This window comes from Flavimaribacter sediminis (assembly GCF_019492055.1).
Classification (GTDB): Bacteria; Pseudomonadota; Alphaproteobacteria; order Rhizobiales; family Rhizobiaceae; genus Flavimaribacter; species Flavimaribacter sediminis.
On sequence record NZ_JAICBX010000002.1, the window covers coordinates 700,816 to 727,195 of the forward strand.

The 26,380-nt window shown below is 59.5% G+C and carries 23 protein-coding genes; 5 read left to right on the forward strand and 18 right to left on the reverse strand.

What is annotated here, in order from left to right; genetic code table 11:
- Position 1: 1 nt before the first annotated feature.
- The 6 genes from kce to K1W69_RS11500 all read right to left on the reverse strand — a co-directional run bounded on the left by kce (position 2) and on the right by K1W69_RS11500 (position 6,281).
- Positions 2–928, reverse strand: coding sequence for a 3,5-dioxohexanoate:acetyl-CoA acetone transferase (gene kce / locus K1W69_RS11475; protein ID WP_220228486.1), 927 nt, complete (start codon positions 926–928; stop codon positions 2–4).
- A gap of 15 nt (positions 929–943) precedes the next feature.
- Positions 944–2,296 (reverse strand): aminotransferase family protein, encoded by a 1,353-nt coding sequence (locus tag K1W69_RS11480; protein WP_220228487.1) that lies wholly within the window; start codon positions 2,294–2,296, stop codon positions 944–946.
- A complete protein-coding gene (locus K1W69_RS11485) occupies positions 2,293–3,375 on the reverse strand; it encodes an ABC transporter ATP-binding protein (protein ID WP_220228488.1) in 1,083 nt (360 codons plus the stop codon). The genes K1W69_RS11480 and K1W69_RS11485 overlap by 4 nt, the downstream gene beginning before the upstream one ends.
- 75 nt (positions 3,376–3,450) lie before the next feature.
- Positions 3,451–4,590 (reverse strand): extracellular solute-binding protein, encoded by a 1,140-nt coding sequence (locus tag K1W69_RS11490; RefSeq protein WP_258571001.1) that lies wholly within the window; start codon positions 4,588–4,590, stop codon positions 3,451–3,453.
- A gap of 39 nt (positions 4,591–4,629) precedes the next feature.
- A complete protein-coding gene (locus K1W69_RS11495; RefSeq protein WP_220228489.1) occupies positions 4,630–5,415 on the reverse strand; it encodes an ABC transporter permease in 786 nt (261 codons plus the stop codon).
- Positions 5,415–6,281 (reverse strand): ABC transporter permease, encoded by an 867-nt coding sequence (locus K1W69_RS11500; protein WP_220228490.1) that lies wholly within the window; start codon positions 6,279–6,281, stop codon positions 5,415–5,417. Before K1W69_RS11500 ends, K1W69_RS11495 begins: the two co-directional genes overlap by 1 nt.
- Positions 6,282–6,371: 90 nt before the next feature.
- On the opposite strand from K1W69_RS11500, the gene K1W69_RS11505 reads away from it, so the two are divergent.
- Both K1W69_RS11505 and K1W69_RS11510 read left to right on the forward strand, forming a co-directional pair.
- Positions 6,372–7,334, forward strand: coding sequence for a LysR family transcriptional regulator (locus K1W69_RS11505; RefSeq protein WP_220228491.1), 963 nt, complete (start codon positions 6,372–6,374; stop codon positions 7,332–7,334).
- A 52-nt stretch (positions 7,335–7,386) separates the two neighbouring features.
- Complete coding sequence (locus K1W69_RS11510; protein ID WP_220228492.1) at positions 7,387–8,280, forward strand: polyphosphate kinase 2 family protein; 894 nt, start codon at positions 7,387–7,389, stop codon at positions 8,278–8,280.
- Between the two features lie 72 nt (positions 8,281–8,352).
- Here K1W69_RS11510 and K1W69_RS11515 read toward each other — a convergent pair whose 3' ends face one another.
- The 4 genes from K1W69_RS11515 to K1W69_RS11530 are packed head-to-tail and all read right to left on the reverse strand — an operon-like array spanning position 8,353 to position 11,990.
- Complete coding sequence (locus K1W69_RS11515; protein WP_220228493.1) at positions 8,353–8,808, reverse strand: c-type cytochrome; 456 nt, start codon at positions 8,806–8,808, stop codon at positions 8,353–8,355.
- 22 nt (positions 8,809–8,830) lie between these two features.
- Entirely contained in the window at positions 8,831–9,247 is a 417-nt protein-coding gene (locus K1W69_RS11520; protein WP_220228494.1) for a c-type cytochrome, read from the reverse strand.
- Positions 9,244–9,639, reverse strand: coding sequence for a Cu(I)-responsive transcriptional regulator (cueR, locus tag K1W69_RS11525; RefSeq protein ID WP_220228495.1), 396 nt, complete (start codon positions 9,637–9,639; stop codon positions 9,244–9,246). The genes K1W69_RS11520 and cueR overlap by 4 nt, the downstream gene beginning before the upstream one ends.
- 53 nt (positions 9,640–9,692) lie before the next feature.
- Positions 9,693–11,990 (reverse strand): heavy metal translocating P-type ATPase, encoded by a 2,298-nt coding sequence (locus K1W69_RS11530; RefSeq protein ID WP_258571002.1) that lies wholly within the window; start codon positions 11,988–11,990, stop codon positions 9,693–9,695.
- A 564-nt stretch (positions 11,991–12,554) separates the two neighbouring features.
- Between K1W69_RS11530 and K1W69_RS11535 the strand changes: the two genes are divergently transcribed.
- Both K1W69_RS11535 and K1W69_RS11540 read left to right on the forward strand, forming a co-directional pair.
- Positions 12,555–14,303: a type I secretion system permease/ATPase gene (locus K1W69_RS11535; protein WP_258571003.1), complete on the forward strand. Its 1,749-nt coding sequence runs from the start codon at positions 12,555–12,557 to the stop codon at positions 14,301–14,303.
- Positions 14,304–14,373: 70 nt separating this feature from the next.
- Positions 14,374–15,639: an HlyD family type I secretion periplasmic adaptor subunit gene (locus tag K1W69_RS11540; RefSeq protein WP_258571004.1), complete on the forward strand. Its 1,266-nt coding sequence runs from the start codon at positions 14,374–14,376 to the stop codon at positions 15,637–15,639.
- Positions 15,640–15,962: 323 nt separating this feature from the next.
- Here K1W69_RS11540 and K1W69_RS11545 read toward each other — a convergent pair whose 3' ends face one another.
- The 8 genes from K1W69_RS11545 to K1W69_RS11580 all read right to left on the reverse strand — a co-directional run bounded on the left by K1W69_RS11545 (position 15,963) and on the right by K1W69_RS11580 (position 25,345).
- Positions 15,963–17,858, reverse strand: coding sequence for a hypothetical protein (locus tag K1W69_RS11545; RefSeq protein ID WP_220228498.1), 1,896 nt, complete (start codon positions 17,856–17,858; stop codon positions 15,963–15,965).
- A 98-nt stretch (positions 17,859–17,956) separates the two neighbouring features.
- Entirely contained in the window at positions 17,957–18,847 is an 891-nt protein-coding gene (locus tag K1W69_RS11550; protein ID WP_220228499.1) for an NAD-dependent epimerase/dehydratase family protein, read from the reverse strand.
- Positions 18,844–19,608, reverse strand: a complete 765-nt coding sequence (locus K1W69_RS11555; RefSeq protein WP_220228500.1) for an SDR family NAD(P)-dependent oxidoreductase — start codon at positions 19,606–19,608, stop codon at positions 18,844–18,846. The genes K1W69_RS11550 and K1W69_RS11555 overlap by 4 nt, the downstream gene beginning before the upstream one ends.
- A gap of 21 nt (positions 19,609–19,629) precedes the next feature.
- Complete coding sequence (locus tag K1W69_RS11560) at positions 19,630–21,321, reverse strand: thiamine pyrophosphate-binding protein (protein WP_220228501.1); 1,692 nt, start codon at positions 21,319–21,321, stop codon at positions 19,630–19,632.
- A 76-nt stretch (positions 21,322–21,397) separates the two neighbouring features.
- The gene (locus K1W69_RS11565) at positions 21,398–22,663 is read right to left on the reverse strand and encodes a TRAP transporter large permease (RefSeq protein WP_220228502.1); all 1,266 of its coding nucleotides are present in this window, start codon (positions 22,661–22,663) and stop codon (positions 21,398–21,400) included.
- Positions 22,660–23,175: a TRAP transporter small permease gene (locus K1W69_RS11570; RefSeq protein WP_220228503.1), complete on the reverse strand. Its 516-nt coding sequence runs from the start codon at positions 23,173–23,175 to the stop codon at positions 22,660–22,662. Before K1W69_RS11570 ends, K1W69_RS11565 begins: the two co-directional genes overlap by 4 nt.
- Before the next feature lie 132 nt (positions 23,176–23,307).
- Positions 23,308–24,348, reverse strand: coding sequence for a TRAP transporter substrate-binding protein (locus K1W69_RS11575; RefSeq protein WP_220228504.1), 1,041 nt, complete (start codon positions 24,346–24,348; stop codon positions 23,308–23,310).
- A gap of 76 nt (positions 24,349–24,424) precedes the next feature.
- On the reverse strand, positions 24,425–25,345 hold the full coding sequence (locus tag K1W69_RS11580; RefSeq protein ID WP_220228505.1) for an SMP-30/gluconolactonase/LRE family protein: 921 nt from the start codon (positions 25,343–25,345) through the stop codon (positions 24,425–24,427).
- Between the two features lie 89 nt (positions 25,346–25,434).
- On the opposite strand from K1W69_RS11580, the gene K1W69_RS11585 reads away from it, so the two are divergent.
- Positions 25,435–26,358: a LysR family transcriptional regulator gene (locus tag K1W69_RS11585; protein ID WP_220228506.1), complete on the forward strand. Its 924-nt coding sequence runs from the start codon at positions 25,435–25,437 to the stop codon at positions 26,356–26,358.
- Positions 26,359–26,380 lie beyond the last annotated feature (22 nt).

Sequence of the window (26,380 nt, forward strand, 5' to 3'; positions counted from 1 at the left end):
GTCAGAACGCCGTCCTGTCGGCTCCTTTGAGACCCAGCATGGAGCGGGCGTCAGCAGGCGTCGCTACGTCGCGGCCCAGTTCCTCCACGATCCGACGGATCTTCTCGACCTGTTCTGCATTGGATTTTGCAAGCCTTCCCCGGGATATCATCAGGCTGTCCTCAAGGCCAACGCGGACATGGCCGCCCATGACAGCGGCCATCGTCGTCAATGGAATCTGGTGACGTCCCGCCGCCAGCACGGAAAATGCATAATCGTCGCCGAAGAGCTTGTCCGCAATATGCTTCATGTGGCTCAGATTGTCCGTATCCGCGCCTATGCCGCCGAGGACGCCGAAGACGAACTGGATGAAATAGGGCGCTTCGATCAGGCCGCGATCGGCGAAATGGCGCAGCATGTAGAGATGGCTGACGTCATAGCATTCGAATTCGAAGCGGGCGCCGCGTCGTGTCCCCATTTCGGTCAGCACGTGGGCGATGTCGCGTGGCGTGTTCTTGAAGACCAGATCGTCCGATCCTTCCAGAAACGGCTTCTCCCAGTCATACTTCCAATCATCGATCCGGGCGACCGCCGGATAGAGCGCAAAGTTCATGCTCCCCATATTAAGGGAACACATTTCAGGTTCTGCGGCCTTGGGCGCGGCCAACCGGTCGTCCAGCGTCATCAGGGCGCTGCCGCCGGTGGTCAGATTGACGACGGCGTCGCAAGCCTGCTTGATGCGCGGCAGAAACCCCATGAAATGCCCGGCCTCGGCCGATGGTCGGCCGGTTTCGGGATCACGCGCATGCAAATGCAGGATTGAAGCCCCGGCTTCGGCTGCATCGACCGACTGTTCGCTGATCTCGTCGGCCGTTACCGGCAGATAGGGCGACATGGACGGTGTATGAATGGAGCCGGTGACGGCGCATGTAATGATGATTTTGCTCATCTTGCTCGGGCCAACTCAGGCGATCCGCCTTTCTACCGACACGAGCGCCGAAAACTCCTCCAGCGCGGCCGTCAAATTTTCCATGATTTCCTCGACATGGGTCTCGGTGGCGATCACCGGTGGACAGACCATGAAGTGATCCCCGTCGTAACCGCCGCGCGTCCGGCGCGAATAGATAATCAGTCCCCGCTGATAGGCCATTTCGACCAGCCGGTCATAGGCCATCAGTTCACGCTGCAACGGTTTCATCGTCACGCGGTCGGAAACCAGCTCGAAGGCGAGAAGCAATCCCACGCCACGGACATCGCCGACGAAATCGAAGCGTTGCTTCAGCCCCTCGAGCCGTTGTTTCAGCAGGTTGCCCATCCGTGTGGCGTTGGCCATCAGGTCCTCGCTCTCGATCTCCTCGATAACCGCAAGACCAGCGGCGCAGGCAAGCGGATTGCCGGCATAGGTGTACCCGTGGATAAAGCCGCCGGCGTCGAGCACGGCGTCGACGATTTCGTCCCTGGCAGCCATGGCGCCGAGTGGCGCATAACCGGCCGCGAACCCCTTGGACACGACGAGGATATCGGGCGCGACATTCCAGTGTTCGGCGGCGAAGAATTTGCCGGTGCGGCCGCCGCCCGACATCACCTCGTCATGGATGAGCAGCACGCCATAGCGGTCGCAGATTTCGCGGACCGCCTGCATGTAGCCGGCCGGCGGAACCAGTGCGCCGGTCGACGCGCCGCCGATCGGTTCGACCAGGAAGGCGAGAATCGTTTCGGGTCCCTCTTCAAGGATCTTCTGTTCGAGCATCGCGGCATAGTGCCGGCCAGTCGCGATATCCTCCGGGTCGAGCCCGTCAAGATAGGCTCGCGGAGCAGGTATCTTTGGCATCGGCCGCATCATCGCCTCGAAAGGCACGGTCATCGGCGAGTATCCGGTGACGGCCAGCGCACCGAGCGTCGCGCCGTGATAGCTGGGAAATCGGGAGATGACCTTCCAGCGCATGCTGTCGCCGCGCGCCACGGCGTATTGGCGCGCAAGCTTGATGGCGCTTTCGACGGCTTCCGATCCGCCGGATGTGAAAAAGGCCCGCTCCATCCCGTCGGGCGCGAGTTCCGCCGTCTTGGCGGCAAGCTGTTCGGCTGCTTCCGTTTCGAAATGCAGTCGATAACCGAAAGTCGACTTCTCCATCTGCCGGCGCATGGCTTCCAGCACTCGCGGGTTGGAATGGCCGATATTGCAGACCATCGCGCCGGAAGAGCCGTCGAGATAGCGCTTTCCCTCGACATCCCACATATAGACGCCCCGCGCCTGGTCGAGGACCGGCCGGCGGTGGCGCGTCTGGTAGAAAAGATGGCTCTTGCGATGCTCGCTCATTCACCGCTCCCTGGTAAAACGGTGCAATCGCGCGGACGGACACCGACCGACACATCCGCGCCCTCGGCATGGGGGCTGGTGTCGATCATGTTGATTGCCTGAAGTTGCAGGTCGCCAACGCGGATGAAGTAACGGGCCGCCTGGCCCTGGTAGTCGACCGCCTCGACCTTCGCCGCAAAGTTTGTAGCGCTGTCTGCAGCGCCCGGCTCGGCAAGCGCCAGCTTCTCGGCTCGAATGACGAGCTTGACCGGGCCTTTCGCCTTCACGAGCGGCCCCCTGTCGGCGGGAATGACAAGCTTTCCGAGATCGGCGTTTTCGACGGCTATCTCCTGGCCGTCGAGCCCGGTGCATTGCGCCTCGATCACGTTCGATGCGCCGAGGAAGCGGGCGACGAATTCGCTGGCCGGGGTATTGTAGACGGCTTCGGGCGGACCCGCCTGCTCTACCCGGCCGGCCGACATAACGATGATCTCGTCGGACATGGCGAGCGCCTCCGACTGGTCGTGGGTGACGAAAACCGTGGTCACGCCGATGCGATGCTGGATGCGTTTCAGCTCCACACGCATGTCCTCGCGCAGATTGGCGTCGAGCGCCGACAGCGGTTCGTCCAGCAGCAGCACGTCCGGTTCGATCACGATGGCCCGGGCAAGCGCGATACGTTGCTGCTGACCGCCGGAAAGTTCGCGCGGATAGCGGTCGGCGACATGCGGAAGCTGCACGAGATCCAGCGCTTCCTTGACCTTTGCCGCCCGGTCCGCACGGGGGACATTGCGGTATTTCAGGCCGAAAGCGATGTTATCGGCCACCGACTTGTGGGGAAACAGGGCATAGTTCTGAAAGACCAGGCCGAGATTGCGCCTGTGGATCGGCACCTCGTTGACCCGCTTGCCCTTGATGGCGATCTCGCCCTCGGTCGGATCAAGCAGCCCGGCGATCATCCTGAGCGTCGTGGTCTTGCCGCAGCCGGAAGGCCCGAGGAGCGTGACGAAACCGCCCTCGGCGATGTCGAGGGACATGCGGTGAACAGCGGTGAAATCGCCAAATTGCTTGACGATGTCGGTAAGGGAGACGGCACTCAACGTCCAGCATCCTGCGTTGTTGATGAGAAGGACGACCGACGCCCATATTGATGGGCGCCGGACGGGTGTTTCGGGTCAGTAGCCTTTCTGGATACGTCCGAATTGCTTCGACCATTCCTGCTCATGGCCATTCCAGTAGGCGGGATCGGCGAAGGTCAGGCCCGACAGCGTGCCGGTCGGATCGAAAGCCGGCAGCGTCGGTATCTTCTTGCCGAGGTCGACCTTGGTCGGATCCAGCGCCGGCGGATAGTTCTGGCCCTCGGCCACCGCGATTGACGTTTCAGGCGCCAGCATGAAGTTGAGGAGCTCCTCACATTCCGGCATCGGCGATCCCTTGATCACGAACAGGCATTCCTGCCAGCCGAAACCGTTCGGTGGATCCATGTAGCCGATGTCGTGGCCCTGTTCCTGAAGCGCGTAGATACGACCGGACCAACCCTCGGTGACATAGACCTCCTCCTCTGCGAGCAGACTCATCAGTTCGGCGCCGGAGCTCCAGTATTTCAGCAACAGATCGCGGTTCTCGCGAATGGCCTCCCAGATCGCGTCCATGTCGGTGGCGCCGTTCGGATCCTGATCCGTCTGCAGCGAGGCGTACCAGATACGGGTGCGCCAGGCGCTCCAGCCGCTGATCTTGCCCTTGAGCTTTTCGTCGAGCAGGATCTTCGCGCCCTTTTCCTTCATCTCGTCGTCGGAGATGTGCTTGCGGTTATAGGCAAGTCCGGTGGTGCCGTAGTCGTAAGGAACACAGGACAGCGTTCCGTCCGTGACCTTGCTGAAGACTTCGGTCAGCTTCGGAATGACATATTGCAGATTGGGAATGTTGTCTGTGTTGAGGTCTGAGGCGAGGCCTAGTTGGGCGTAGCGGGCGTAGTCGAACACCCCGGAAAGGTGAGCGATGTTGAACTCGCCCGGCTGGCTGGCCTTGACGCGCGAGAGATATTCATCTGAACCGCCAAAGGTGCCGTCGACGACCTTAACGCCTGTTTCAGCCGTAAAGGGATCGAAGGCGTATTTGCGAAACGCCTCGGAGACCACGCCGCCCCAGCCGTCAAACCGGACCTCTTCCACCGCTGCGCTGGCTTCCCGGACGAAGGGCGAAGAAACCCCGTATGCAAGACTCGCAGCGCCGATCAGGCCGAGAAAAGTTCGCCGGTCGAGGTCGCCGTTCATATAGCGTTCGCGAAGTCGTTCGTATCTCTTGGTGCTTTCCATTTCCATCTCCATGGTTGACGGTCGAATTACTTCCTGGGTTCAGCCGCCGCTTTTCATCGAGGCCCACCGGGCGATCGCCAGCCCCAGAACCGGCAGTCCGACGGTGAGCAAGATCATCACGGTGCCGAGCGCGTTGATCTCCGGAGAAATCGAATTGCGCAGCATCGCGAATATTTGCGTGGGTACGGTTTCGACGCCTCCGGGCTTCCAGAACAGGGTGCCGGTAATATCGTCGAAACTGATTGTGAAGGCGAAGAGCCCGCCTGCAAGCACCGCCGGCATCAATAGCGGCAGTGTGATCTGGAAGAAGGTCTGGACCGGGTTCGCGCCGAGACTGAGAGCCGCTTCCTCGATGTCTCGCCGGATGCCGACCAGACGCGCCTGGACCACAAGGATGACGAACGGCAGCGTGAAGATGACATGGCCGAAGAGCAGGAGGGCGAAGCTCTTGTTGAGCGACAGGAAGTTGAGGAACAGCAGCAGCGCCACGGCCAGAACCACCTCCGGCACCAGAATAGGCGCGATCAGGACCGTGCTGATCAGGTTTTGTCCCGGCACCTTGTAGCGGATCAGCGCAAGGCTTGCGAGCACGCCAAGCGTGGTGGAGACAAGCGCCGTCAGGCCGCCAAGGATGATCGAGGTTCGGAAGGCCCGCAGGATCGCCTCGTTGTTCGCGAGCTCGATGAACCAGCGAAAGGAGAAACCGGTCATCGGAAAGCTTCCGAACTGGCTGGCGTTGAAGCTGAGAAGCACGACCACAGCTACGGGAAGGAACATGAAAATATAGACCAGAATGGCCCACACCCGGATCAACATCCAACCCATCAGCCGAGCCCCTTCATCAACTGGGCCATGCCGAGGAAATGATTGTAGAGCAGCACGAGGGCGCCGAGGATAACGAGCAGCATCAGCGACAGCGCCGAACCCAGCGGCCAGTTGAGCTGGGTGATGATCGCCTCGAACACCAGATTGGCGAACATTGCGTCGGTCGGACCGCCGAGAACCAGCGGCGTGATGTAGGTGCCGGCCGCCAGGACAAAGCACAGAAGGCCGCCGGCCGCCAGACCCGGGAGAGAGAGCGGCAGGGTCACCTCACGGAAACCCTGGATCCGGGTCGCCCCAAGAGAACTGGCGGCGTCTTCCAGATTCCGATCTATCCCGTCGAGACTGACGAAGACGTTCAGGATCATGAACGGCATCAGGAAATGTACGAGTCCAAGGATGACGGTGGCCTCGTTGTAAAGCATCTGGATCGGCTCGTTGATCAGGCCGGTCCAGATCAGGAATGTGTTGAGCGCGCCGGATACGCCCAGAATGTTGATCCATGACATGGTGCGGATGATGTAGCTCACCCAGAAAGGCAACATCAGCAGGAGCAGCAGAAGCGCCTTGTTACCCTTCGAACGCGCAATGAAATAGGCGGCCGGGTATCCGGCGACCGCGCAAACGACGGTGGTGACGGCGGCGATCTTCAGCGTATTGAGCAGGATGTCGCGATAGAACGGATCGCCGAGCGCCTCCCGCCAGTTGTCGAGAAAGAAGCCGACCTCGTCGGCGCCTGTCGCTGTCCTCAGCCAGAACGAATAGACAATGATGAACAGGAGGGGCACGAACAGGAGAAGCGTCACCACCAGCAGCGCTGGCGACAACAAGATCCATGGTTGTCGGGCTTCACGCGCCTCGACGGTCATGCGGTTCCCCTTTTTTGATTGCATTGATCGTGACGAGCAGGCAACAATAGGTCAAATAGATAATACCAATCAGAATTATAGATTGAATTTATGATGGCGTCGGAAGGCGATTTCGAGAAACTGGCGCGTCAGCTCGACTGGAACCTGCTTCGGACCTTCATCGTGCTCGCCGAAGCCGGCAGCGTGACGGCGGCCGCCGACCGGCTGATGCTGAAGCAGCCGACGGTGTCGAGCGCCCTCAAGCGCCTTGAGGAACGACTGGACCGGCGGCTGATCGATCGCTCTCCCGGTCATTTCCGGCTGACGGAAGCCGGCCAGTTGCTGTACCGTGAGGCGATCGACATCCAGGGCGCCATCATACGACTGGGAACACTGGTCCGGGATGTGACCGACGAGGTGCGGGGACATGTTCGAATCGCCATGGCAAGCCATGTGGTCTCGCCGCTTTTCGACGACGCTTTGACGGAGTTCCACAAGTCCCATCCGGCGGCAACGATCTCGATCGAGGTCGCAGCCAGCAAGCATGCGCTTGCCGAAGTCACATCGCGGCGCGCCTCCATGGCAGTCTGCCTCGTGCATCAACGCAGCCACAGGCTGGAATATCGACGGCTTTACCGCGAATATTTTGGCCTTTTCTGCGGCCCCTCCCATCCGCTCTTCGGGCGCAAAAACCTGACGATGGCGGACCTTGCCGGGCAGTCTTCGGTCAGCTTCGTGACCGACCAGATGGACGACGCGCTGCGCCCGGTCGCCCTGATGCGCGCCCAGGCCAATCTGGAAGACCGGATCGTCGGCACTTCCGCCCATCTGGAGGAGGTCCGCCGCATGATCATCGCCGGACTTGGAATCGGTCCGCTTCCGGTCCATGTGATGCGCCGAGATGTCGAGGATGGGCTACTGTGGCAGTTGCCGCCCTACGATCAGGTGCCGGCGATCGATGTACATGTCGCCTGGAATCCGAGCGCAAGGTTCAATCGCGCCGAACTCCTGCTTAGAGAGGCATTGCTGGCGAAGATCGACGAGACGCCCCTGGAAAAGCGCACCTATTCCTGACGGCGTGGTCCGCGTGGTAAGGGTTGTGAAACATGAAACAGGATGACCGCTCATGAAGGCAGCAGACCTCGCAAAACTCTACCGCATCAAGGACGGGAAGGATTTCCGGCTCGACCGGATCGATCCATCGGACACCTGCGGTCTCGACATCGAGAAGGCAGAGGCGAAGGAACAGATCGCGGCCGACATCAAGGAGATGAAGGATCTTCAGGAAAAGCTCTATGCAGAAGGCAAATGGGCGCTCCTGATCGTGCTGCAGGCCATGGACGCCGCCGGAAAGGACAGCGCGATCGAACATGTCATGAGCGGGATCAACCCCCAGGGCTGCGAAGTGCGGTCTTTCAAGGCGCCGAGCTCGAACGAACTGAAGCATGATTTCCTCTGGCGTCACGCCCGCGTGCTGCCGGAACGCGGCAGGATCGGCATCTTCAACCGCTCGCATTACGAGGAGGTTCTGGTGGTGCGGGTCCATCCGGAAATCCTGGAAGGCCAGAATATCCCGGATCAACTGGTCGGCGACGATGTGTGGAAGACGAGGTTCAAGGACATCCGCGCCTTCGAGCGGCATCTCGCGAACAACGGCACGGTCATTTTGAAATTCTTCCTGCACGTTTCCCGCGACGAGCAGGCAAGGCGCTTCCTCGACCGGATCGAGGAGCCGGACAAGAACTGGAAATTCTCGGCCAGCGACATTTCCGAGCGCGAACGCTGGGACGACTACATGCACGCCTATGAGGACATGATCCAGAACACGGCGCGCGAGCATGCGCCCTGGTACGTCGTGCCCTCCGACAGCAAATGGTTCGCCCGAATGGTGATAGCGGCCACCATCGTCGAGGCCCTCGAACGGATCGACCCGAAATTTCCGGAGGTAAGCGACGAGGCCATCCAGCGGATGCAGGAAGACCGCAAGCTCCTGAAGAAGGAGCTGGGCCACGAAGATTAAGCTGGCTTTTCAGACTGTCCGAAGCGCTTTGCTGTATAGATGCCGTATGCAGAATCCCGACTGCCGGGCGGCTTAATCAGCCTTCCGGAACTCTCGATGGCAAGTCGAGCACGTCTTGCCAAGTTCGAGAAATTGCGGACGAATAGCGGCGACGTCCGTCGCGCTTGCGGCTGACTTTGACAAGGCGATCGCTTTTTCCTGAAAATCGTCGGTCAATTCGAGGAACGTATCCCAGTCCTTCCAGATAACAGGCAGAGCCTCGCTGGGCGCCTCCAGCGATCCTTCCGGGAAATACTGCGGAATCTCGTCGGCGTGGCTGGCGATCGCCAACGCCGCGCGTGACATTGCTCCGGCGTCAAATTGCGCTTCACCCTTGACCATTCCGCCCACGATTTTCATCTGCCTGGCGATATCCTTCATGAGCTCCATACGTTCTTTCACCACTCCTTTGGCCCCGCTGTGGGCGAAAGCACCGGCAGCTGTGGCCAGGATTATCGCCGCTGCTGCGACAGTCTTTGTGAAATTCATGCTTTTCTCCGTCAACTGGCAGTCAGTTGATGCCGTTGGCGCGCTGCAACGCGCGAACATAAGCCACGATCCGGCTGATATCCTGATCTGAGACTCCCTCCACCGGAGGCATGTCGCCGAAGGGCCAGTGATGGCTGCGCACCCCCTGTCGGGCGGCCAGATAGAAAGCCTGGTCGCCATGATGACCCGGCTCATAGATGATATGGACCAATGGCGGCGCGACGCCGTCCTGCCCTGCGGCGTCCGGCCCATGGCAGGAGGCGCAGTTGTCGTCGAAAGCCGCTTCACCAACCTTTGCTTCGCCCGTAAGCGTTGGAACATTCACCTGCGCCAGCGGCTTTCCGGAGGCGGCGTTGTTCGATGGGGCCGGATAGTTGCGCCAAACGACGACGGCGACGACCAATATGGCCAGTCCAACCAGAATTACCGGTCTTTTCATTGATCCCTGCGCCCCGCGAGGTCGTCGATAATCGGACAGTCCGGCCGGGCGTCGCCGTGACAATGGTCGGCGAGCGAAGCCAACGTCGCTCGCAGCGATCGAAGTTCAGCAATCTTGCGATCGATTTCCTGTATTTTGCCGATAGCGATCGACTTCACGTCAGCGCTCGCCCGGTTGTTGTCGTCGTAGAGCGACAGCAGCGAGCGGCATTCATCGATTGTGAAGCCGAGACTGCGCGCCCGTTGCAGAAAACGCAAACGATGAAGATCGTTGTCTGAGTATTCCCGGTAGCCGTTGTCGAGCCGTGACGGTTTGATAAGGGCAATCTCTTCGTAGTAGCGGATCGTCTTCGCAGGCAGATTTGATCGTTCCGATGCGGCGCTGATATTCATTGGCTTGCTCCAATGCTAGCTTTCCATGGATAAAGGTTTCAGCAGCTGGAAGGTCAAGCCCTGTCCAGATTGACCCGGCGCAGCCGCAGCGCATTGGTAATCACCGACACCGATGACAGGCTCATGGCCGCGGCGGCGATCATCGGCGACAGCAGGGTTCCTGTGATCGGGTAGAGGACGCCGGCGGCGATCGGAATGCCGAGCGCATTGTAACCGAAGGCAAAGAGCAGATTCTGCTTGATGTTCCTCAATGTGGCGAGCGCCAGCAGCCGGGCGCGCAACACGCCTGTCAGGTCACCCTTCACGAGCGTCACGCCGGCGCTTTCAACGGCGACATCTGCTCCCGTTCCCATGGCGACGCCGACATCGGCGGCGGCAAGCGCCGGAGCGTCGTTCACGCCGTCGCCAGCCATTGCGACCTTGTGGCCAGCGCGGTGCAGTTCATCGACCAAATTCTTCTTGTCCTCAGGCGAGACGCCGGCGCGAACTTCGTCGATATGCAGTTTTTCCGCAACGGCCCTGGCGGTGCGTTCATTGTCGCCGGTCGCCATGATCACCCGCAGACCCGCCTCGTGAAGAGCGGCGATCGCAGACGCTGTCGTCTGCTTGATCGGATCGGCGACGGCGATGAGAGCAGCCAGCGTCCGGTCAACAGCGAGATACATCACTGTTTTTCCTCCGCTGCGCTGGGCGTCGGCTTCTTCGTCGGCGTCGGCCACGGAGATCGCTTCCGCCTCCATCATCGCGGCGTTGCCGAGAGCCACTTTCTTTCCTTCAATCGACGCTCGAACGCCCTTTCCGGTGACCGACTCGAAATTATTGGCGGTGGAGAGCGTAAGGCCGCGTTCTTCGGCCGCCGCCACGATCGCTTCGGCAAGCGGATGCTCCGAGCCTTTCTCGATCGCTGCGGCGAATGCGAGCAAGGCGTCTTCCTGCGCGTCGCCGAATACGACGATCCCGGTCAGGGTCGGTCGCCCCTCTGTCAACGTGCCCGTCTTGTCGACGACAAGCGTATCGACCTTCGCCATCCGTTCTAGGGCCTCGGCGTCCTTGATAAGGACACCGGCCTGCGCGCCGCGACCGGTCGCAGTCATGATCGACATGGGCGTGGCCAGTCCGAGCGCACAGGGGCATGCGATGATCAACACGGATACGGCCGATACGATGGCGAACACGAACGCGGGATCGGGTCCGACCAGAAACCAGACGACGAAGGCGATGACGGCGGCGGCCACCACGGTCGGGACAAACCAGGAAGCCACCTTGTCGGCCAGGCCCTGTATCGGCGCGCGGGAGCGCTGTGCTGAGGAGACCATATTAACGATCTGCGCCAGCATGGTCTCGTCACCAACTTTCCGGGCCTCGATGACAAGAGTTCCATTCTTGTTGATGGTGCCGCCGGTGACCGAATCGCCTTCGCTCTTTTCCACCGGGACCGGTTCACCGGTCAGCATGCTTTCGTCAACGGAGGACCCGCCTTCGATGACGATCGAATCGACAGGAACGCTTTCGCCCGGACGAACCCGCAGCCGATCGCCTTCCATGATGTTTTCAAGGGGCGCTTCGTATTCATCGCCCTCGGGCGTAATTCTGCGAGCGGTCTTCGGCGCGAGGTCGAGAAGTGCGCGGATCGCGTCCCCGGTGCGTTCGCGAGCCCTCAGTTCCAGGACCTGACCGACGAAGACCAGCGCTATGATGACGACCGCAGCTTCGTAATAGACAGGAATATGCCCCTCTTTCGACGCCAGATCGGCAGGAAAGAGCCCGGGCAAAAAGGTCGCTACGACGCTGTAGAGATAGGCGGCCGCGACGCCAAGCATGATCAGCGTCCACATGTTCAGGTTCCAGGTGCGGACAGAGTTGATCCCGCGCTGGAAGAAGGGCAGCGCCGCCCACAAAACAACAGGCGTTGCGAGGATGAATTCCAGATAGATCGCGGTCTGTTCTCCGATCCACTGTCTGAAGGGCAGCCCGAGCATCGGGCCCATCGTCAGGATCAACAGGGGAATGGCTGCTCCAGCGCTGACCCAAAGTCGACGGGTGAAATCCACAAGCTCGTGATTCGGCTCGTTCGAAACGCCGCTCACCGGCTCCAGCGCCATGCCGCAGATCGGGCAGCTGCCGGGACCTTCCTGAACAATCTCCGGGTGCATGGGACAGGTGTAAAGCGCATCGGACGATGTCTTTTTTGCAACTTTCGCGGAATTGCCGGACACGTAGAACCATGGGTCTGCTTCGAACTTGTCGTGACATTTCCGCGAGCAGAAATGATAGTCCTTATCCTTGTAGACGAGGCTTGGTTTGCCAACAGAAAGATCGACCTTCATCCCGCAAACGGGATCGATAGCCATTCCTTCTGACCCGGAGCCCTGATGAGACTCGTGGTCATGATGGCAGCCTTCGTGTCCTGATTTGCTTTCTGTCGTGGAGTTGTTCATTGGCGGCGTCCTTTTTGTCCCATCTTCAGATAAAGCTTCCAGCGACTGGAAGGTCAAGGATCATATCGGCCGTCGCCCGAAAACGCCTGGACATCGTCGATTGAGGCACTTCGAAACAAGCGCAAGCTGACCTCCGTCATTGCGACGGCGTCTTTCCGGAAAAGCTCAAGCCGCGCGCGCCCAAACATATTTTCGGCCAATTTTCGACGTAGTCAGACTTTGTCAGGGGTGACGCGCAACCAGGATGAATACATGGGCGTTCCCTTTGACTATTTATTAGTGTTAAAGCTTCAACTCTGCCTATCGGCGCAATTTCAAAGCAAGTATTCACAATACCAGTCTGACCGAACTTTCTTTTCAATTGAACGACTAGATTTCAGCTGTCCAGCGGGCAACAACCTGAATCACTGACATTTCTCCCGGCGTCGCCTGAACGGCCGCAGCCGGCTTATTGATACTTGAAGACGGAATTTCATCATGAATTTGGATATGTCCGTTACTGAAACGGCTCCTGTCGGAGAACCCAATCCCGGGTCGCCGTTCGGCGCGCTCTTTGCCTCGCTTCGTCCCCTGCTGTGGGGGCTTGGCGGCGTCAGTCTGGTGATAAACCTGCTCATGCTCACCGGTCCGTTGTTCATGCTGCAGGTCTATGACCGGGTTCTTGTCAGCAATTCCGTTCCGACCCTCGTCGGCATAGGCCTGCTCGCGCTCACCCTCTATCTGTTCTTCGGCGTTCTCGACGCTCTGCGCAGCAGGGTGCTCTACCGGGTCGGCCAGCATGTGGACGAAACCCTGTCCGCGCGCGCCTTGGCCATTTCGACAGCTCTCCCCGCCAGACTGGGCGCCAAGGGACGAAATCTGAGGCCGGTCCAGGATCTCGAAACCATCACGCAGTTCATGTCCGGCAACGGGCCGGCGGCGATCTACGATCTTCCATGGTTGCCCTTTTATCTGGCGCTCGTGTTTCTGTTTCACAGCCTGCTGGGTTTTGTTGCGCTTGCCGGCGTGCTGATCATCGCAATCCTCGTCGGACTCAACGAGCTGGCCTGCCGCAATCCATCGAAAGCGGCCGCGCATCTGCGCGCCCGGCGGACCTCCCGGGTAGAGGAGGGCCGCAGGAACGCCGAGGCCGTGTTCGCGATGGGCATGTCCGAAGCCCTGTCGAAACGGTGGGACGCCGAGAACAGCCGCTTCCTGACCGACCAACGCCACGCCGCCGATCGCAACGGCCTTTTCACCCACTCCATCAAGACAGTGCGGCTTATCCTCCAGTCAGGCATGCTCGCGGTTGGCGCCCTGCTTGCAATTCAGCAGGAGATTTCACCCGGCGTGATGATCGCCTGTTCAATCATCACCATGCGCGCGCTGTCGCCTGTCGAGCAGTCAATGGTTCACTGGCGTGGCTTCGTCGCCGCCAGACAGAGCCTCGAACGCCTGCGCGGCATGATGGCCCTGCCGCTCTTCGGAGACACCGAACATGAGCTGCCCGCGCCCCACAAGACGCTTGTTGTCGAGAGCGTTTACTGCAGCCCCGCCGGAGCCGCCAATCCGGTGATTCGCAATGTCTCATTCGACGTGCAGGCTGGCGACGGCATCGCAATCCTCGGCGCGTCGGGATCGGGAAAGTCGACGCTTATCCGCGCCATTATCGGCGCCGCGACGATGATCAAGGGTTCGATCCGCTTCGACGGCGCAGACCTTGACCAGTGGAGCCCGGCCGCCAGAAGCGAATTCATCGGTTACCTGCCTCAGGATTTGCAACTGTTCGAAGGCACGGTCGCCCAGAACATTGCCCGTTTCGACCCGCAAGCCACCTCGAAAGACATTATAGAGGCCGCGCTGCTGGCCAATGTGCACGACCTCATCACCGCCTTGCCAAAGGGATACAACACCCCTATCGGCTCGGAAGGCGTTGCATTGTCGGGAGGGCAACGGCAACGTATCGCCCTGGCGAGAGCCCTTTACGGAAAACCGTTCATCATCATTCTGGACGAACCGAACTCCAACCTTGACGCGGAGGGCGAGGCGGCGCTTGCAAAAGCGATCATGACCATGCGCGCCCGCGGCAAGATCGTCTTGCTCGTCGCGCATAGGCCCCGCGCCATAGGCGCTGTCAACAAGGCGCTCTGCCTGAAGGACGGCCGCGCGGTCGCCTTCGGCCCGCGCGACGAGATCATGCGCCAGACATTGACGCCAGTCGATTCAAAGAAAACAGCGGCGGCCTGAGACAATGAACAATCAAAATCATTCTTCCGAAAAGACAAATGGCGGAATTCTCCGCAGTATACGGTGGCACATGGCGATTGCGTCCTTTGCGATCGCGCTCCTGACCGTTGGCATTGGCGGCTGGGCCGTATTTACAAAAATATCCGGGGCGGTTGTCGCGCCCGGGTCAATCGTCGTGGAAAGCGCAATCAAGTCCGTTCAGCATCGCGAAGGCGGGATCGTTCACAAGATTCTGGTCAATGACGGCGACGCTGTCGAAGCCGGAGACCCGCTGATCGTACTCGACGATACGGCGGCGCGATCTAAGCATGCGATAATCGCGAACGAATTGCAGGATCTGAATGCCCGCGCTGCCCGCCTGGTCGCCGAACGCGACGGCGATGCGTCCATCCGGTTTCCCTCGGACGCTGAAGACAACGCCTCCCTGGAAGCGTCGGCCAGCGACATCCTGACAAGCCAGAAGCTTTTGCTGCATGCCCGCAACGGCAGCATGAAACAGCGCAAGCTGCAACTCGAAGACCAGATCACACAGCTTGAGAAACAGATCGGCGGACTGGATGCGCAACAGCAAGCCAAGCAGGATGAGATCGCCCTCCTGGACGAAGAACTCGCCGGGTTGAACACATTGCTCGAGAAGCAGCTTGTGACGAAAACAAGGGTAACGACCCTGGAGCGCGAGAAGACGCGGCTGACCGGAGAGCATGGCGAATTGCTTCAGCAGATCGCCGGCCTGCGGGAAGCGATCAGTGAACGGCGCATGCAGATGCTGCAGCTTGACGCTGACAATCAGACAGAAGTTCTGCGCGAACTACAGGACGTGCGCGCCAGAATGGCCGAACTGAAGGAAGAAAAAGTCGCGCTGGAAGATCAGCTCGACCGGCTGGAGATCCGCGCGCCCCGGGCTGGTTATATCCATGAACTGGCTGCGCACACGATCGGCGGCGTCATCCGACAGGGCGAAACCATCATGCAGATCGTTCCCCGTGAGGATCTCCTGGTCGTCGAAGCGCGCGTCGATCCCGCCGATGTCGACCAGCTGCATCGCGCACAGGAAGCCTGGATCCGTTTTCCGGGTCTCGACCACCGCACGACGCCGCAACTTGCCGCGCAGGTCGCGCGTATCGCCGCCGACCAGACCTGGGACGATGTGCTGAAGACGAGCTATTACAAGGTGCGTCTGACCATCGGCGAGGAAGAACTTGAAAAGTTGAACGGGCAGGAACTGATACCCGGCATGCCAGTGGAGGCGTTCATGGCGACCGGCTCCCGCACAGTTCTCGCCTATCTGACCAAACCCATCGTCGATCAGATCACCCATGCGTGGCGCGAAACCTGAGACCGCGCCGTGTATTCGGGAAGACGACAGCCGCAGGCCAGCTCCGGAACGATGGCTTGAGGACGCCGTTACAAGGCGCCTCTGACAATCGGCGAGGCGGAACTGGAAAGGGTGAAGGGGCGGGAAGAGAAAACCCGGGGCGCCGATGGAGGCATATGGCGACCGGGTCTCATACGATTATCGCCTGTGTGGCCAAGCCCAACGCCGCTCAGGTGACCCGAGAATAACGCGAAACCCGAGACCGCGCGGTTTCAAAACAAGAAAATGCAGTCGATATCATAGGGCGCGACGCGGAGGGGAACTCCGCGTCGCGCCATTGTTCATTACGCCAGGTTGTCGTTGCCCAGCGCTTCGAGCTGATCAACGACCTGGTCGAGAACAGACTCGTTCCAGTCAGGCGATTCAAGATTGGCGAGTGACAGATCTTCCGCCTGGATGTTTTCCAGAACGTAGGTGTGGCCGCCATTGCCGAGCACTTCGATGACAAGGTCCTCATCGGACTCGGTTATCGAGACAAGCGCGGCCGGCAGGGAACCGAAATCCAGCACGTCTTCCGAAATATCGAAATTCGAAATCACCTCGGTCGCCGCCCAGTTCCAGGTGACCTGGTGCACATCCACGCCGTCATCCGGGATATCGGCCGAACCGTCATCGGACGCGCCGTCGTCCTGGTCGCCTGAATCGTCTCCTGCGCCGGTGTCATCTCCCGTACCTGTATCTTCGTCATCGTCGTCATCGCTTGACGCTGCTCCGACGAGATTCAGGATTTCGGCCGCCGTAGCGGTATCCTTGATCGTGAAGTTGTCTTCGGACAGATCAGACAGCGAAACGCCTTCCAGCGTGATTGTCTGGTTGTTGCCTGGCATGGAAAAGACCACGCTGCCATCCACTTCGCTGACTTCGATAGCGTCCTTGCTGAACCAGTCGACGAATATGGTGTCGGTCGCCGGATCGAAGTCGGTCACGACAGTGTCATTACCCCACGCCCAGGTTACGACCACAGTGGCTGTCTCCTTGGTGACGTCGGCCGTGCCGTGTTCGCTGGTCGGTCCGGTGTACTCATCGGATGAATCGTTGGAGCCGCCGCCATCGTCGTCCGTCGCTCCGTCATCGTCAGATGCGCCGTCACCATCATCTGACGCGCCGTCATCTCCGGTATCGTCAGAAGCGCCGTCATCGTCATCATCATTTGCTTCTTCCGAGCCGATGAGAGAAAGAATTTCCTCAGCCGCCGATTCGTCCATGATGGTGAAATTCGCCAGTGTGAGATCGTCGAGAGAAACGCCTTGCAGCGTCGTCGTCTGGTTGTTTGACGGCACGGCGATAACGGCGCTACCGTTCTCTTCATAGATTTCGAGATCGTCTGCAGTCAGCCAATCGACCCATATCGTGCTCGTATCGGGATCGAAATCGGTGACAACTTCATCCTGACCCCAGGTCCAGGTGATGACGACGTCAGCCGTGTCGGCGTCGACGTTCGCAGAGCCCCTGTTAGAGCCGAGCCCTTCGTCGCCGGTAAGGTTTTCGATCCACTGATTGATAAGCTCTTCGTATTCCGGCGAATTATAGCCGCCAAACTGCGCAATATATTGCAGGGTCGATGTCCCGAATTCGTCATTGGCGACGGTTTCGTTCAGCAGCAGTTCGATCATGGCGGGCGCGCCGTTCAGGTGCGCGCCGGCCAGAATGCCGGTCAACGTCAGCTCAACGGTCACTTCCTCGCCGTCCACGGTATAGGTTCTCGTTGTGCCGAGGAACTCGTCCAGGCTCTTGCCCGCAGCTTCGAGCCCTTCCTCGATGATTTCGAGATTGTGGCCGAACGCATCCAGGATCGCCTGATCCTGAACTTCCTGCGTCATGAAGTCTTCAAGCGAGTAGGCGCCGTTCTTGCCCGTCCATTCGCCGTCCCAAGTATTGGTGTCGGCGCCGTTGAGGTAATAAACGTCGTCGTCGTAATAGCCGAGGTCGATCAGCAGGGCCTCTCCGAACTGATATCCGACGAACCCGAATACATTCATCGACCGGTAGGCCATGGTTTCCCATTCCTCGTCGGTCAGATCCGACCAGCTCGAATACTGCGGATAAAAATCCTCTACGCTGCCGCCAGCCCACTGATCGAGCTGCCCGTCCTGAATAATTCCTTCGTTATATCTTTCCCTGTCCCAGCCAGATTCAAATGCGAGAAGGGCGTCCAGAAAATCCTCAAATGTTCCGTTCATAATCGTCCTCGGGGTTAAATGTCGCCCCCGAAGCCCGTCACAAAACATGCAATAATGGCGATTTGTAGTTCAGACGCCGTATCACCCGAATTATTCGCTCAATCCCGGCTCCGGACGTAGTGCGCGTGGGTCCGGCGGACGCCTTCTTCCAGCGAGACGCTAGGCCACTCGCCGATCAGCGTTCTCAACACCGCGTTATCGAGTTGCGGGGGTGCCGGTCTGATTTGCTCCGATGGAGTGATCTTTGCCTCCGGCGAGACCTTCTTGATGGCGGCGATGACGTCGTCAATCGTCTGCGTTCCGGTCGTCAGATCCGATACATAGGCGCTGTCCGGCTCCAGCGCCAGGCACCGCCCCATCACGTCGACGACCTCGTCGACGTACTGGAAACACATCGCGCCGGCAAAGGGCATCTGAAAGCTCGCGCCCTGCGCCGCGGCTTTGACCGCTAGCGTAATCGCCGCTGTCTCGCCAATTTCCCGGCCCGGACCGTAAACAACATTGGGCCTGATGCCTATCGACGGCGTCTGGTGGTCGAGATACCAGATCCTGGATATATCTTCGCAGCATCGCTTGTAGGCGCCGTAAAGATTTACGGGCGTATTGAAAGGTTCGCGCGGCTTCGCGGCGACGGAACTCGTATAAACGAAACGCCGCACGCCGAGCCGGCGCGCGACCTCCAGCATGTTGATATGGCCGATCACATTGACTTCCGCGCCCTTTGCAGGATCGGCGCGGCACGCCGGGATCACCATCGCGGCAAGATGAACAATGGCGCGCACTCCATGGCGTTTCGCCATCGCGTGGATGGCCTCGATATCCAAGATGTTTCCGGTTTCCGAAATCACGCCCGAGACCGGATCAATAGTCGGGGCAAGATCAAGCGAGACCACCGTTTCCCCTGCGTCGACCATCCGACCAGAGATTGCCCTTCCGAGAAATCCGTTCCCTCCGGTCACCAGAACAGGGCCAATGCCTGGCGTCTTCATGACGCCATTCCCTGCCCGCCGTTGACGTCAAGCAATTGCCCCGTGATGAAGCTTGCTTCCTCTGACGCCAGAAAGGCGACGGCGGCCGTAACATCCTCGACGCGGCCATTCCGGCCCACGGGAATGCCGAGGACGGCGGCTTCTCTCTCCTCGGGCGTCATGCGTTCTGACAGGAGCCGCTCCACCCGCGGTGTGAGGATCGCTCCGGGACAAACCGCATTGCAGGTGACGCCCATCGGACCGAACTCCTGCGCGAGTTGCAGGGTCATAGACTGAACCGCTCCTTTGGCCGCGACGTAATTGGCGCCGGTAAACAGGCTGCCGTAGCGCCCCGCCTTCGAGCCAAGATTTACGATTCTGCCGAACCCCGCCTCGAGCATGTGAGGCAAAACCAGACGCGTCAGGCGTACAGCCGCAGTGACATTGAGCGCCAGAAGTCTGTCCCAGTCCTCGTCGCTCTCTTCCAGAAACGCGCGCGGCGTATGCAGCGAGCCGCCTGCATTGTTGACCAGCGTATCGAATTTCAGATCGGCTTCGAGCCGGGTAAAGCATTCGACGACGGATTTTTGGTCCAGCAGGTCCACCTGCTCGAACCGGATGAATTCGGCCTCATTGCGTTCCTGCGCCGCTTCTATGGCCTCTTTGCTCTTGTCAAGCGCGACCACAGTGCCGCCTTCGGCGGCAAATCGTTCGCAAATTCCCAGACCAAGCCCGTCGGCGCCCGCCGACACCAGTATTGTTCTGCCTTCAAACCGTTTCATGTCGCCATGCCTCCCTTTGCCTTACAGAGACTCGTAGTCGGAACAATCCCGGTGGCTCGCCGCCGGATCGACCTTCACGTCGATAACGACCGGCCCTCCCAACCGGTGTGCTTCCGCGAGCGCGTCCGCCATCTGGTCCGCCTCCGTGACCGTCAAACCGCTGCCGCCCAGCCCCTCGGCCACCTTCGTAAAGTCGTGATCGGCAAAATCCACGCCGATACGCTGGTTTCCGAGATTGTCACGGACCATTCCCAGGCCGGCGTTGTTGGCCACCACATAAACCACATCCAGCCCGCGTTCCGCCGCCGTTGCGATCGCATCCATGGTCATTACGAAACCGCCATCGCCGATCAGGCCTGTGACGCGCTTCTCCGGGGCGACGATCTTCGCGGCTGTAGCTGCAGGCGTGCTCCAGCCCATTCCGCCGACGCCGCCGGGCGCCACGAGCTGATACGGCGAGCGAAGCGGAAGCCGGCATGTCGCCCAGATCCGGTTGGTTCCCGCGTCGAGCGTCAACAGATCGTCATCCGTCAGAAAAGACTGCAGGCCGCGCATGATATCGGCGTAGTGCAGGGTTCCCGGACGAGTCGGAAACTCCGGCAACACGCCGTAGTCGTTGTCCTGTTTGATACGGGAGATCGACGCCTTGCGTCGTGACACGAGAGTGGCGTCATGCGGCGCGGCCGCAGCCAACAGACCGGCGACCTCGGCTACATCGCCGGTTATCGCATGATCGACCGGCACCACCCAGCCGGCGTGCAACGGATCCTGGTCGACCTGAACGATCGTCTGTTCGCCGGGCCTGATCATCTTCTCGTCGCGAAACCGCGTATATTCCGGTCCGAGACTGCAGCCCATCACGAGGACAAGATCCGCCGCCTGCACCATACGGTTGGCCGCCGCCGACCCCCAGGTTCCCATCATGCCGACGGCGATTTCGCTCGCCTCGTCGATTGTTCCCTTGCCGTGATAGCTGGAGGCGATGGCGATTCCGTTCTGTTCGGCGTAGGCCTGCAGGGCTGGTCCGCATTTGGAGCCATAGACGCCGTTGCCGATGATCATCACCGGCTGTTCTGCTTTTTCAATCAGCGCCGCGATCTCGCTCACCGCATCGCGATCGACGCGCGGCGGCGTATATCCGAGATAACCTTGCGTCGGGTAGAGCCGGGCCCGTGTTTCATGCGGGATCTCCTGCTTGATGATGTTTGAGCGCATGACGATGGCGGCCGGCCCCTGACGCGGCGTCGAGGCGTGTTTGACCGCCAGCTGCGCCCCATAGACCGCCTCGGCCGGCGTCGTTGCATAGGTCGCATATTTCGTCATGGTTTTGAGCACGGCAAAGGCATCGGCCGCCCCGTAGTCGCCGGTCATGGTCTGGTAGACGCCATACTGACCGAAGCCGTCGTAGCAGGACGTGTCGGTGAGGATCACCATGGGCGACGACGAGAAATAGGCTTCCAGAATCCCGAAGGCGCCGGTGGTCGTGGCGAATGGTCCCTGAGCCATCAAAAGTCCCGGTTTTCCTGTCATTTTGCCTGCAACCTGAGCCATGACGGAGGCACTCTGTTCCGAACGGGCGAGCACTACGTCAAACTCATCCTGCTTTTCATGGAAAGCCGGCAACGACCATGTTATCCCGAGCCCGGGCAGGGTAAAACCGCGATTGACGCCGCTTTCGAGAAACGTGTTGATGATACCTTCGTTGGTGAGCATCTTTTTCCTTTCAGTCCTGTTTTTGGCGTGCGTCTACACGCGGGTGGCGCCGCGCGTCTGGGATTTCGCCGGGCATCTAATTCAATGAGGGCAGGAACAGGCTGATCTGCGGGAAGAACAGCAGGATAAGCAGCCCTACGATAATGGTTGCTATGAACGGTATGACGCGTCGCGAAACAGCCTCGATCGACAGACCGGATATGCCGCAGGCAACGAAGAGATTGACGCCGAGCGGCGGGGTCAGAAAACCGATCTCGCTTGTGACCACCAGCAGAATACCGAAATGGATCGGGTCAATGCCGAGTTGCTTGATCAGCGGCAGCAGGATCGGCGTCAGGATGATGACGGTCGAAAGCGTCTCCATGAACGTGCCGAGCACGATCAGGATTGCGCAGATGATCAGCAGCATGATTATCGGATCGCTGGTCACGGTCAGAAGCGAAGCGGCGATCTTCTGGGGGATCAGGTTGAGCGTCAGGAACTCGCCGAAGAAGATGGCGGTCCCCATGATCAGGATAAGCCCGCCACAAATGGTCGTCGCTTCGCTCAGCGTCTCCCAGACATCGGCCAGCCGAATGGTCCGCTTGATGACCATGCCGACCAGAAGCGCGTAGACGACCGCGATCACCGAAGCCTCCACCGGCGTGAAGACGCCGCCATAGATGCCGCCAAGAACGATGAAAGGCGTGGCGAGCGAGAATTTGGCCTTGTACAAATTCGATGCGAATTCCTTCGCCTTGAACGGCCGGCTTTCTCCCCTGTAGCCATTCCTGCGAGACAGAAACCAGGTCGCGCCGATCAGCAGCGCGCCCATCAGGATGCCGGGAAGCAATCCCGCCAGGAACAGGTCGCCGATGGAGACCGAGGCGAGGACCCCGTAGACGATCATCGGATTGCTGGGCGGCAACAGGATTCCGAGGGTGCCGCCTGACGAGGCGACCGCAGCGGCAAAGTCTTTCGGATAGCCGTCATCCTTCATGGCGGGGATGAGCAAGGTTCCAATCGCAGCGACGGTGCCCGGTCCGGATCCGGAGATGGCGGCGAAGAACATACAGGACAGAATGGTCACGATGGCGAGGCCGCCATAGGCCTCTCCAACCACCGAGCGCATAACGTCAATGATGTCGCGCGTGATGCCAGCCCTGGACATGATTGCGCCTGCAAGCACGAAATTCGGTATTGCCAGCAGTGGAAACTTGTCGACGCCGTCAAACAGGCTATGGGCGAGCGAGGCGAGCGGTATCGGCGAATTCAACAGTTCGATAAGTGAAGGAACGCCGAGCACGACAAAAATCGGCACGCCCAGAACCAGGCAGACGACGAAGACGATGACAAAAATCATGTCCCGGCCTCCCGGTTCGCAGCATCTTCGCCCGCGATCAACGGCACGCCATGCTTCCATGACCGCCACTGGCGCTCGACAATCCGCACAATCATCAATGCATGTGCGAGCGGAATGACCGTGTAGATGTAGGCCAGCGGCAGAAACAGCGATGTCGAGTAAACCGGATAGGTCAGCGTTCGCTGTATGAGCAGTATTCCGGCCCATACGACAAAGGTGTTGAAGATGATCCAGATGATGTCGGCGAGCAGAAACGTCAGCCGTTCATTAACCGGCAACAGGCGCGCGAACAGGGTGACGCGGATATGAGCGCCGCGTTGCGCGGCCACGCTCGCCGAAATGTAGACGAACCAGACAAATGCGAATCTGGATACCTCCTCACTCCATGACAACCCGACATGGAGCACGTAGCGGAAGAATATCTGGGCGGCGAGAACGACAACAAGGAGCGCAAGGCTCAAATTTGATACGACGAGCTCGAATCGTCCGGCGGCAGACAGAATACGGTTCATCTATGATCTGCTCCCCTGCTCGCCTGGTTTGCGGATGTTATCTGGTGTGGATCGCCTGCAGGCAGGCGCGTGTTGCCGGCTCCGCCGTCGAACAAATTACGGCGGCGGAGCCCGACTTTGTCGTTCGACAGTCTATTCCAGGCTGCCGGTTTCCTTATAGCGGACCGTCGTGTCGACCCAGTCCTTGCCTCCACCGACAAGCTCATAGAGCTGCGGCCAGGCGCCGCGGGCCTTCTCCGCCCACACTTCAGGATCTTCGAGTTCGCAGAAAGTCACGCCGTGATCTTCCGTAAGAGCCTTCCGAACACGCGCGACGTTTTCCTTGACATATTCGGCGTGCGCAATGTCGACTTCTTCAGCCGCTTCCAGGATCACCTTCTGGTCATCCGCCGAGAGGCCGTTGAAGAAGTCGTTATTGATGACAACGACAGCCGCCAGCGGCAGATAGGTCGCTTCGGTAATATATTTGATGTGCTCGTGGAAACCCATGTTCAGGATCACGTCCGTGGGGCTGTCGAAGGAGTCGACAACGCCGGTGGCGACTGCGCCGAAGGTCTCGCCCCAGGCGATCGGGTAGGTGGACACGTCCCACGATTCCCACATGGCGGTCATGACCGGGTTCTTGGGAGCCCGGATCTTCAGTCCCTGAAGATCGTCGATCGTCGAAATGCACTTGTCTTTCGCAAACAGGCTACGGAACGAATTCGTGAAACCGCCAATGACGCGCAGGCTGCCGCTCTCGCCCAGGACCCGCTTGTTGAGTTCGTCCCGGAACGCTCCGGAGCGCAACAATCCGCCATCGCCCGTCAGGTCGTCAGGACTGTCGTTCATGTACGGCAGCACCAGGACGTTAAGCGAGGGCGCCAGCTGGGCGACGTTGTTCGAGGTGATGCCGCCCATCTGCACCGTGCCGAGTTGCACTTTTTGGGCGATCGCCTGTTCCGTTCCCATGACGCCGCCATCGAGCACCTCGACGACGATCTCGCCATTCGACTTTTCCTTCACCTTGTCGGCGAACTGATGGGCGTATACGCCGTATGTATGATCCGGCGGGCAACAATGCGCATATTTGATTGTAACCCGCGGCGCTGCGTTGACCGACGTCGCGGCGACGAACGCCGATGCGACCACGGACAAGGCTATCCCAAGGACGCCCAAATATCTGAAACTCATAATCTCCTCCTTCTGTTTCCGGCCTCCCGGCCGCATGTGTCGGCGCTTGGACGGCGCCGCCTCCATTCCTTCGTTACTAAGTCGCGTCGAAACGCGGTTCCGGAATTCCACGGACGCCAAGTCCCCGAATGGCGAACAGACCTCCCGCCAAAGTCTCGGCGGCAATCTGCGCCTCATTCATTGAGAACCGTGCGGACGTCACGAAAAGCACGTCCATCTGCGGGCCGCCAAAGGCGCACATTGTCGGACAGGTTACGGGCAGCTTGATGTGGCGCATCATTTTTCCGTCCGCTGTAAAACAGCCAACCGCAGAACCGTCGAAAAGAGCGCCCCAGTAGTTTCCGTCAGCGTCGACTGTCGCCCCGTCGATCCTGCCCTCATAGGCCGTCGTGTCGACAAAGCCCCGGCAGTCCGACAATTCGCCGGTAACGGGATCAAGCGAATACTGAAAAGAACGATCCACACGGCTGTCCGAAAAATAAAGCGTCTTGCCGTCGAGGCTGAAGGCGATACCGTTGGAAACGGTAAAACCAGTTTCCAGGCGATGCCAGGCAAGATCCGGATCGAGCCGATAGAGCGACGCGTTGGGCGTCGCAAAATCCTGGTTCATCGTTCCGCACCAGAAACGCCCCTGACGGTCAACCTTGCCATCATTCAGCCGCGTATCAGCCTTTTCGGGTTCCGGATTTCCGATCCATTCGACGCCGACGGGATCGGAAGAGATGTCGATGAAAGCGAAGCCACTTGCAAGACCCGAAACAAACCTTCCGTCGCTGCAAAGTCCGATCGAACCGATCAGGTCTGGTAATTTGTAAGCTTGCGCACCGGCGCCGGCGACGTCAGATCGCCAGATTTTCTTCTCCAGACTGTCGATCCAGAACAGGCACTGTCTGCGTTCATCCCAAATCGGACACTCGCCAAGCGTGGCCTGGCCGGGCCATATGCACTCTATCTCCAGAGAATGTTCTTCAGCAGCAGCCGTCAGGTCTTGCTTCATGAGCCGGTTTCTTCCTCTTCCCGGAAAACAGGCTAGCAAGATCAATTAACTTTGGATAATGTATTTTATAACACAGCTAAATCTAAATAATGAATATCACACTCCGACAGCTCCAATATGTGGTCGTCGCCTCGCAGGAAGGATCGATTCTCGGCGCGGCGAACGCCCTGAACATCTCGACGTCATCCATCCTCATGGCTATCGAAAAATTTGAAAGAGAGTTCGGCATCCAGGTCTTCGTACGCCAGCGATCCAAGGGATTGGCGACGACGACGGCAGGTGAAAGGGCGATCGCTCGAACCATCCGGATGCTTGACGAGGCGGAGTCCTATTTCCGCGATGTCAGCGGCAGTGACCAGGAATTGTCGGGCGAATTGCGCGTCGGATCGTTCACCTCGATATCGCCGAGCATCGCGCCACAGGTCATCCGCGACCTGAATGAAGCCTATCCGAAACTGATCGTTCATCTTTCCGAGGGCGATATCATCGCCATCCAGCAAAGTCTTCGTGACGGCGTCGTGGAAATATTGCTGACATACGACGCCGGCATCTGGGAGGAATTCGACTACGAGGTGTTGGCGAATGCCCCGCCGCATGTCGTCATCGCCGAAGATGATCCGCTGGCCGCGAACGACAGGATTTCACTCAAGGATCTCGCCGAGAAAACTCTGCTCCTGCTGAACCTTCCGCAATCAAGGACCTACATCAATTCGCTGTTCGAGCGGGCCGGGGTCAGTCCCGGACGTATCCAGCGCCTGGAATCTTTCGAGATGATCCGCAGTTCCGCGGCGGCGGGACTCGGTATCGGCATCCTGAATGTGCGCCCCTTCACCGACAATACCTATGGCGGTCTGAAAGTCGTCTGCCGTCCATTGGTGGAATCGGAATTGAGTCCGAATATCGTACTCGCCATGCGGCGCGGCGGACGTCTCAGCCGAAGAGCCCAGGCGTTTTCGAGTTATTGCCGAAAATTCTTCGTACCGGAAAATGTAGATCGGCTTTTCGTGAAGTAACGGATGTCAGGCGTTACCTGAT

Coding starts and splice junctions, on each gene's coding strand:
- kce (WP_220228486.1), bottom strand. CDS start 928: ATGAGCAAAATCATCATTACATGCGCCGTCACCGGCTCCATTCATACA.
- K1W69_RS11480 (WP_220228487.1), bottom strand. CDS start 2,296: ATGAGCGAGCATCGCAAGAGCCATCTTTTCTACCAGACGCGCCACCGC.
- K1W69_RS11490 (WP_258571001.1), bottom strand. CDS start 4,590: ATGGAAAGCACCAAGAGATACGAACGACTTCGCGAACGCTATATGAAC.
- K1W69_RS11495 (WP_220228489.1), bottom strand. CDS start 5,415: ATGGGTTGGATGTTGATCCGGGTGTGGGCCATTCTGGTCTATATTTTC.
- K1W69_RS11500 (WP_220228490.1), bottom strand. CDS start 6,281: ATGACCGTCGAGGCGCGTGAAGCCCGACAACCATGGATCTTGTTGTCG.
- K1W69_RS11505 (WP_220228491.1), top strand. CDS start 6,372: ATGATGGCGTCGGAAGGCGATTTCGAGAAACTGGCGCGTCAGCTCGAC.
- K1W69_RS11510 (WP_220228492.1), top strand. CDS start 7,387: ATGAAGGCAGCAGACCTCGCAAAACTCTACCGCATCAAGGACGGGAAG.
- K1W69_RS11515 (WP_220228493.1), bottom strand. CDS start 8,808: ATGAATTTCACAAAGACTGTCGCAGCAGCGGCGATAATCCTGGCCACA.
- K1W69_RS11520 (WP_220228494.1), bottom strand. CDS start 9,247: ATGAAAAGACCGGTAATTCTGGTTGGACTGGCCATATTGGTCGTCGCC.
- cueR (WP_220228495.1), bottom strand. CDS start 9,639: ATGAATATCAGCGCCGCATCGGAACGATCAAATCTGCCTGCGAAGACG.
- K1W69_RS11530 (WP_258571002.1), bottom strand. CDS start 11,990: ATGGCTATCGATCCCGTTTGCGGGATGAAGGTCGATCTTTCTGTTGGC.
- K1W69_RS11535 (WP_258571003.1), top strand. CDS start 12,555: ATGAATTTGGATATGTCCGTTACTGAAACGGCTCCTGTCGGAGAACCC.
- K1W69_RS11540 (WP_258571004.1), top strand. CDS start 14,374: ATGGCGATTGCGTCCTTTGCGATCGCGCTCCTGACCGTTGGCATTGGC.
- K1W69_RS11545 (WP_220228498.1), bottom strand. CDS start 17,858: ATGAACGGAACATTTGAGGATTTTCTGGACGCCCTTCTCGCATTTGAA.
- K1W69_RS11550 (WP_220228499.1), bottom strand. CDS start 18,847: ATGAAGACGCCAGGCATTGGCCCTGTTCTGGTGACCGGAGGGAACGGA.
- K1W69_RS11555 (WP_220228500.1), bottom strand. CDS start 19,608: ATGAAACGGTTTGAAGGCAGAACAATACTGGTGTCGGCGGGCGCCGAC.
- K1W69_RS11560 (WP_220228501.1), bottom strand. CDS start 21,321: ATGCTCACCAACGAAGGTATCATCAACACGTTTCTCGAAAGCGGCGTC.
- K1W69_RS11565 (WP_220228502.1), bottom strand. CDS start 22,663: ATGATTTTTGTCATCGTCTTCGTCGTCTGCCTGGTTCTGGGCGTGCCG.
- K1W69_RS11570 (WP_220228503.1), bottom strand. CDS start 23,175: ATGAACCGTATTCTGTCTGCCGCCGGACGATTCGAGCTCGTCGTATCA.
- K1W69_RS11575 (WP_220228504.1), bottom strand. CDS start 24,348: ATGAGTTTCAGATATTTGGGCGTCCTTGGGATAGCCTTGTCCGTGGTC.
- K1W69_RS11580 (WP_220228505.1), bottom strand. CDS start 25,345: ATGAAGCAAGACCTGACGGCTGCTGCTGAAGAACATTCTCTGGAGATA.
- K1W69_RS11585 (WP_220228506.1), top strand. CDS start 25,435: ATGAATATCACACTCCGACAGCTCCAATATGTGGTCGTCGCCTCGCAG.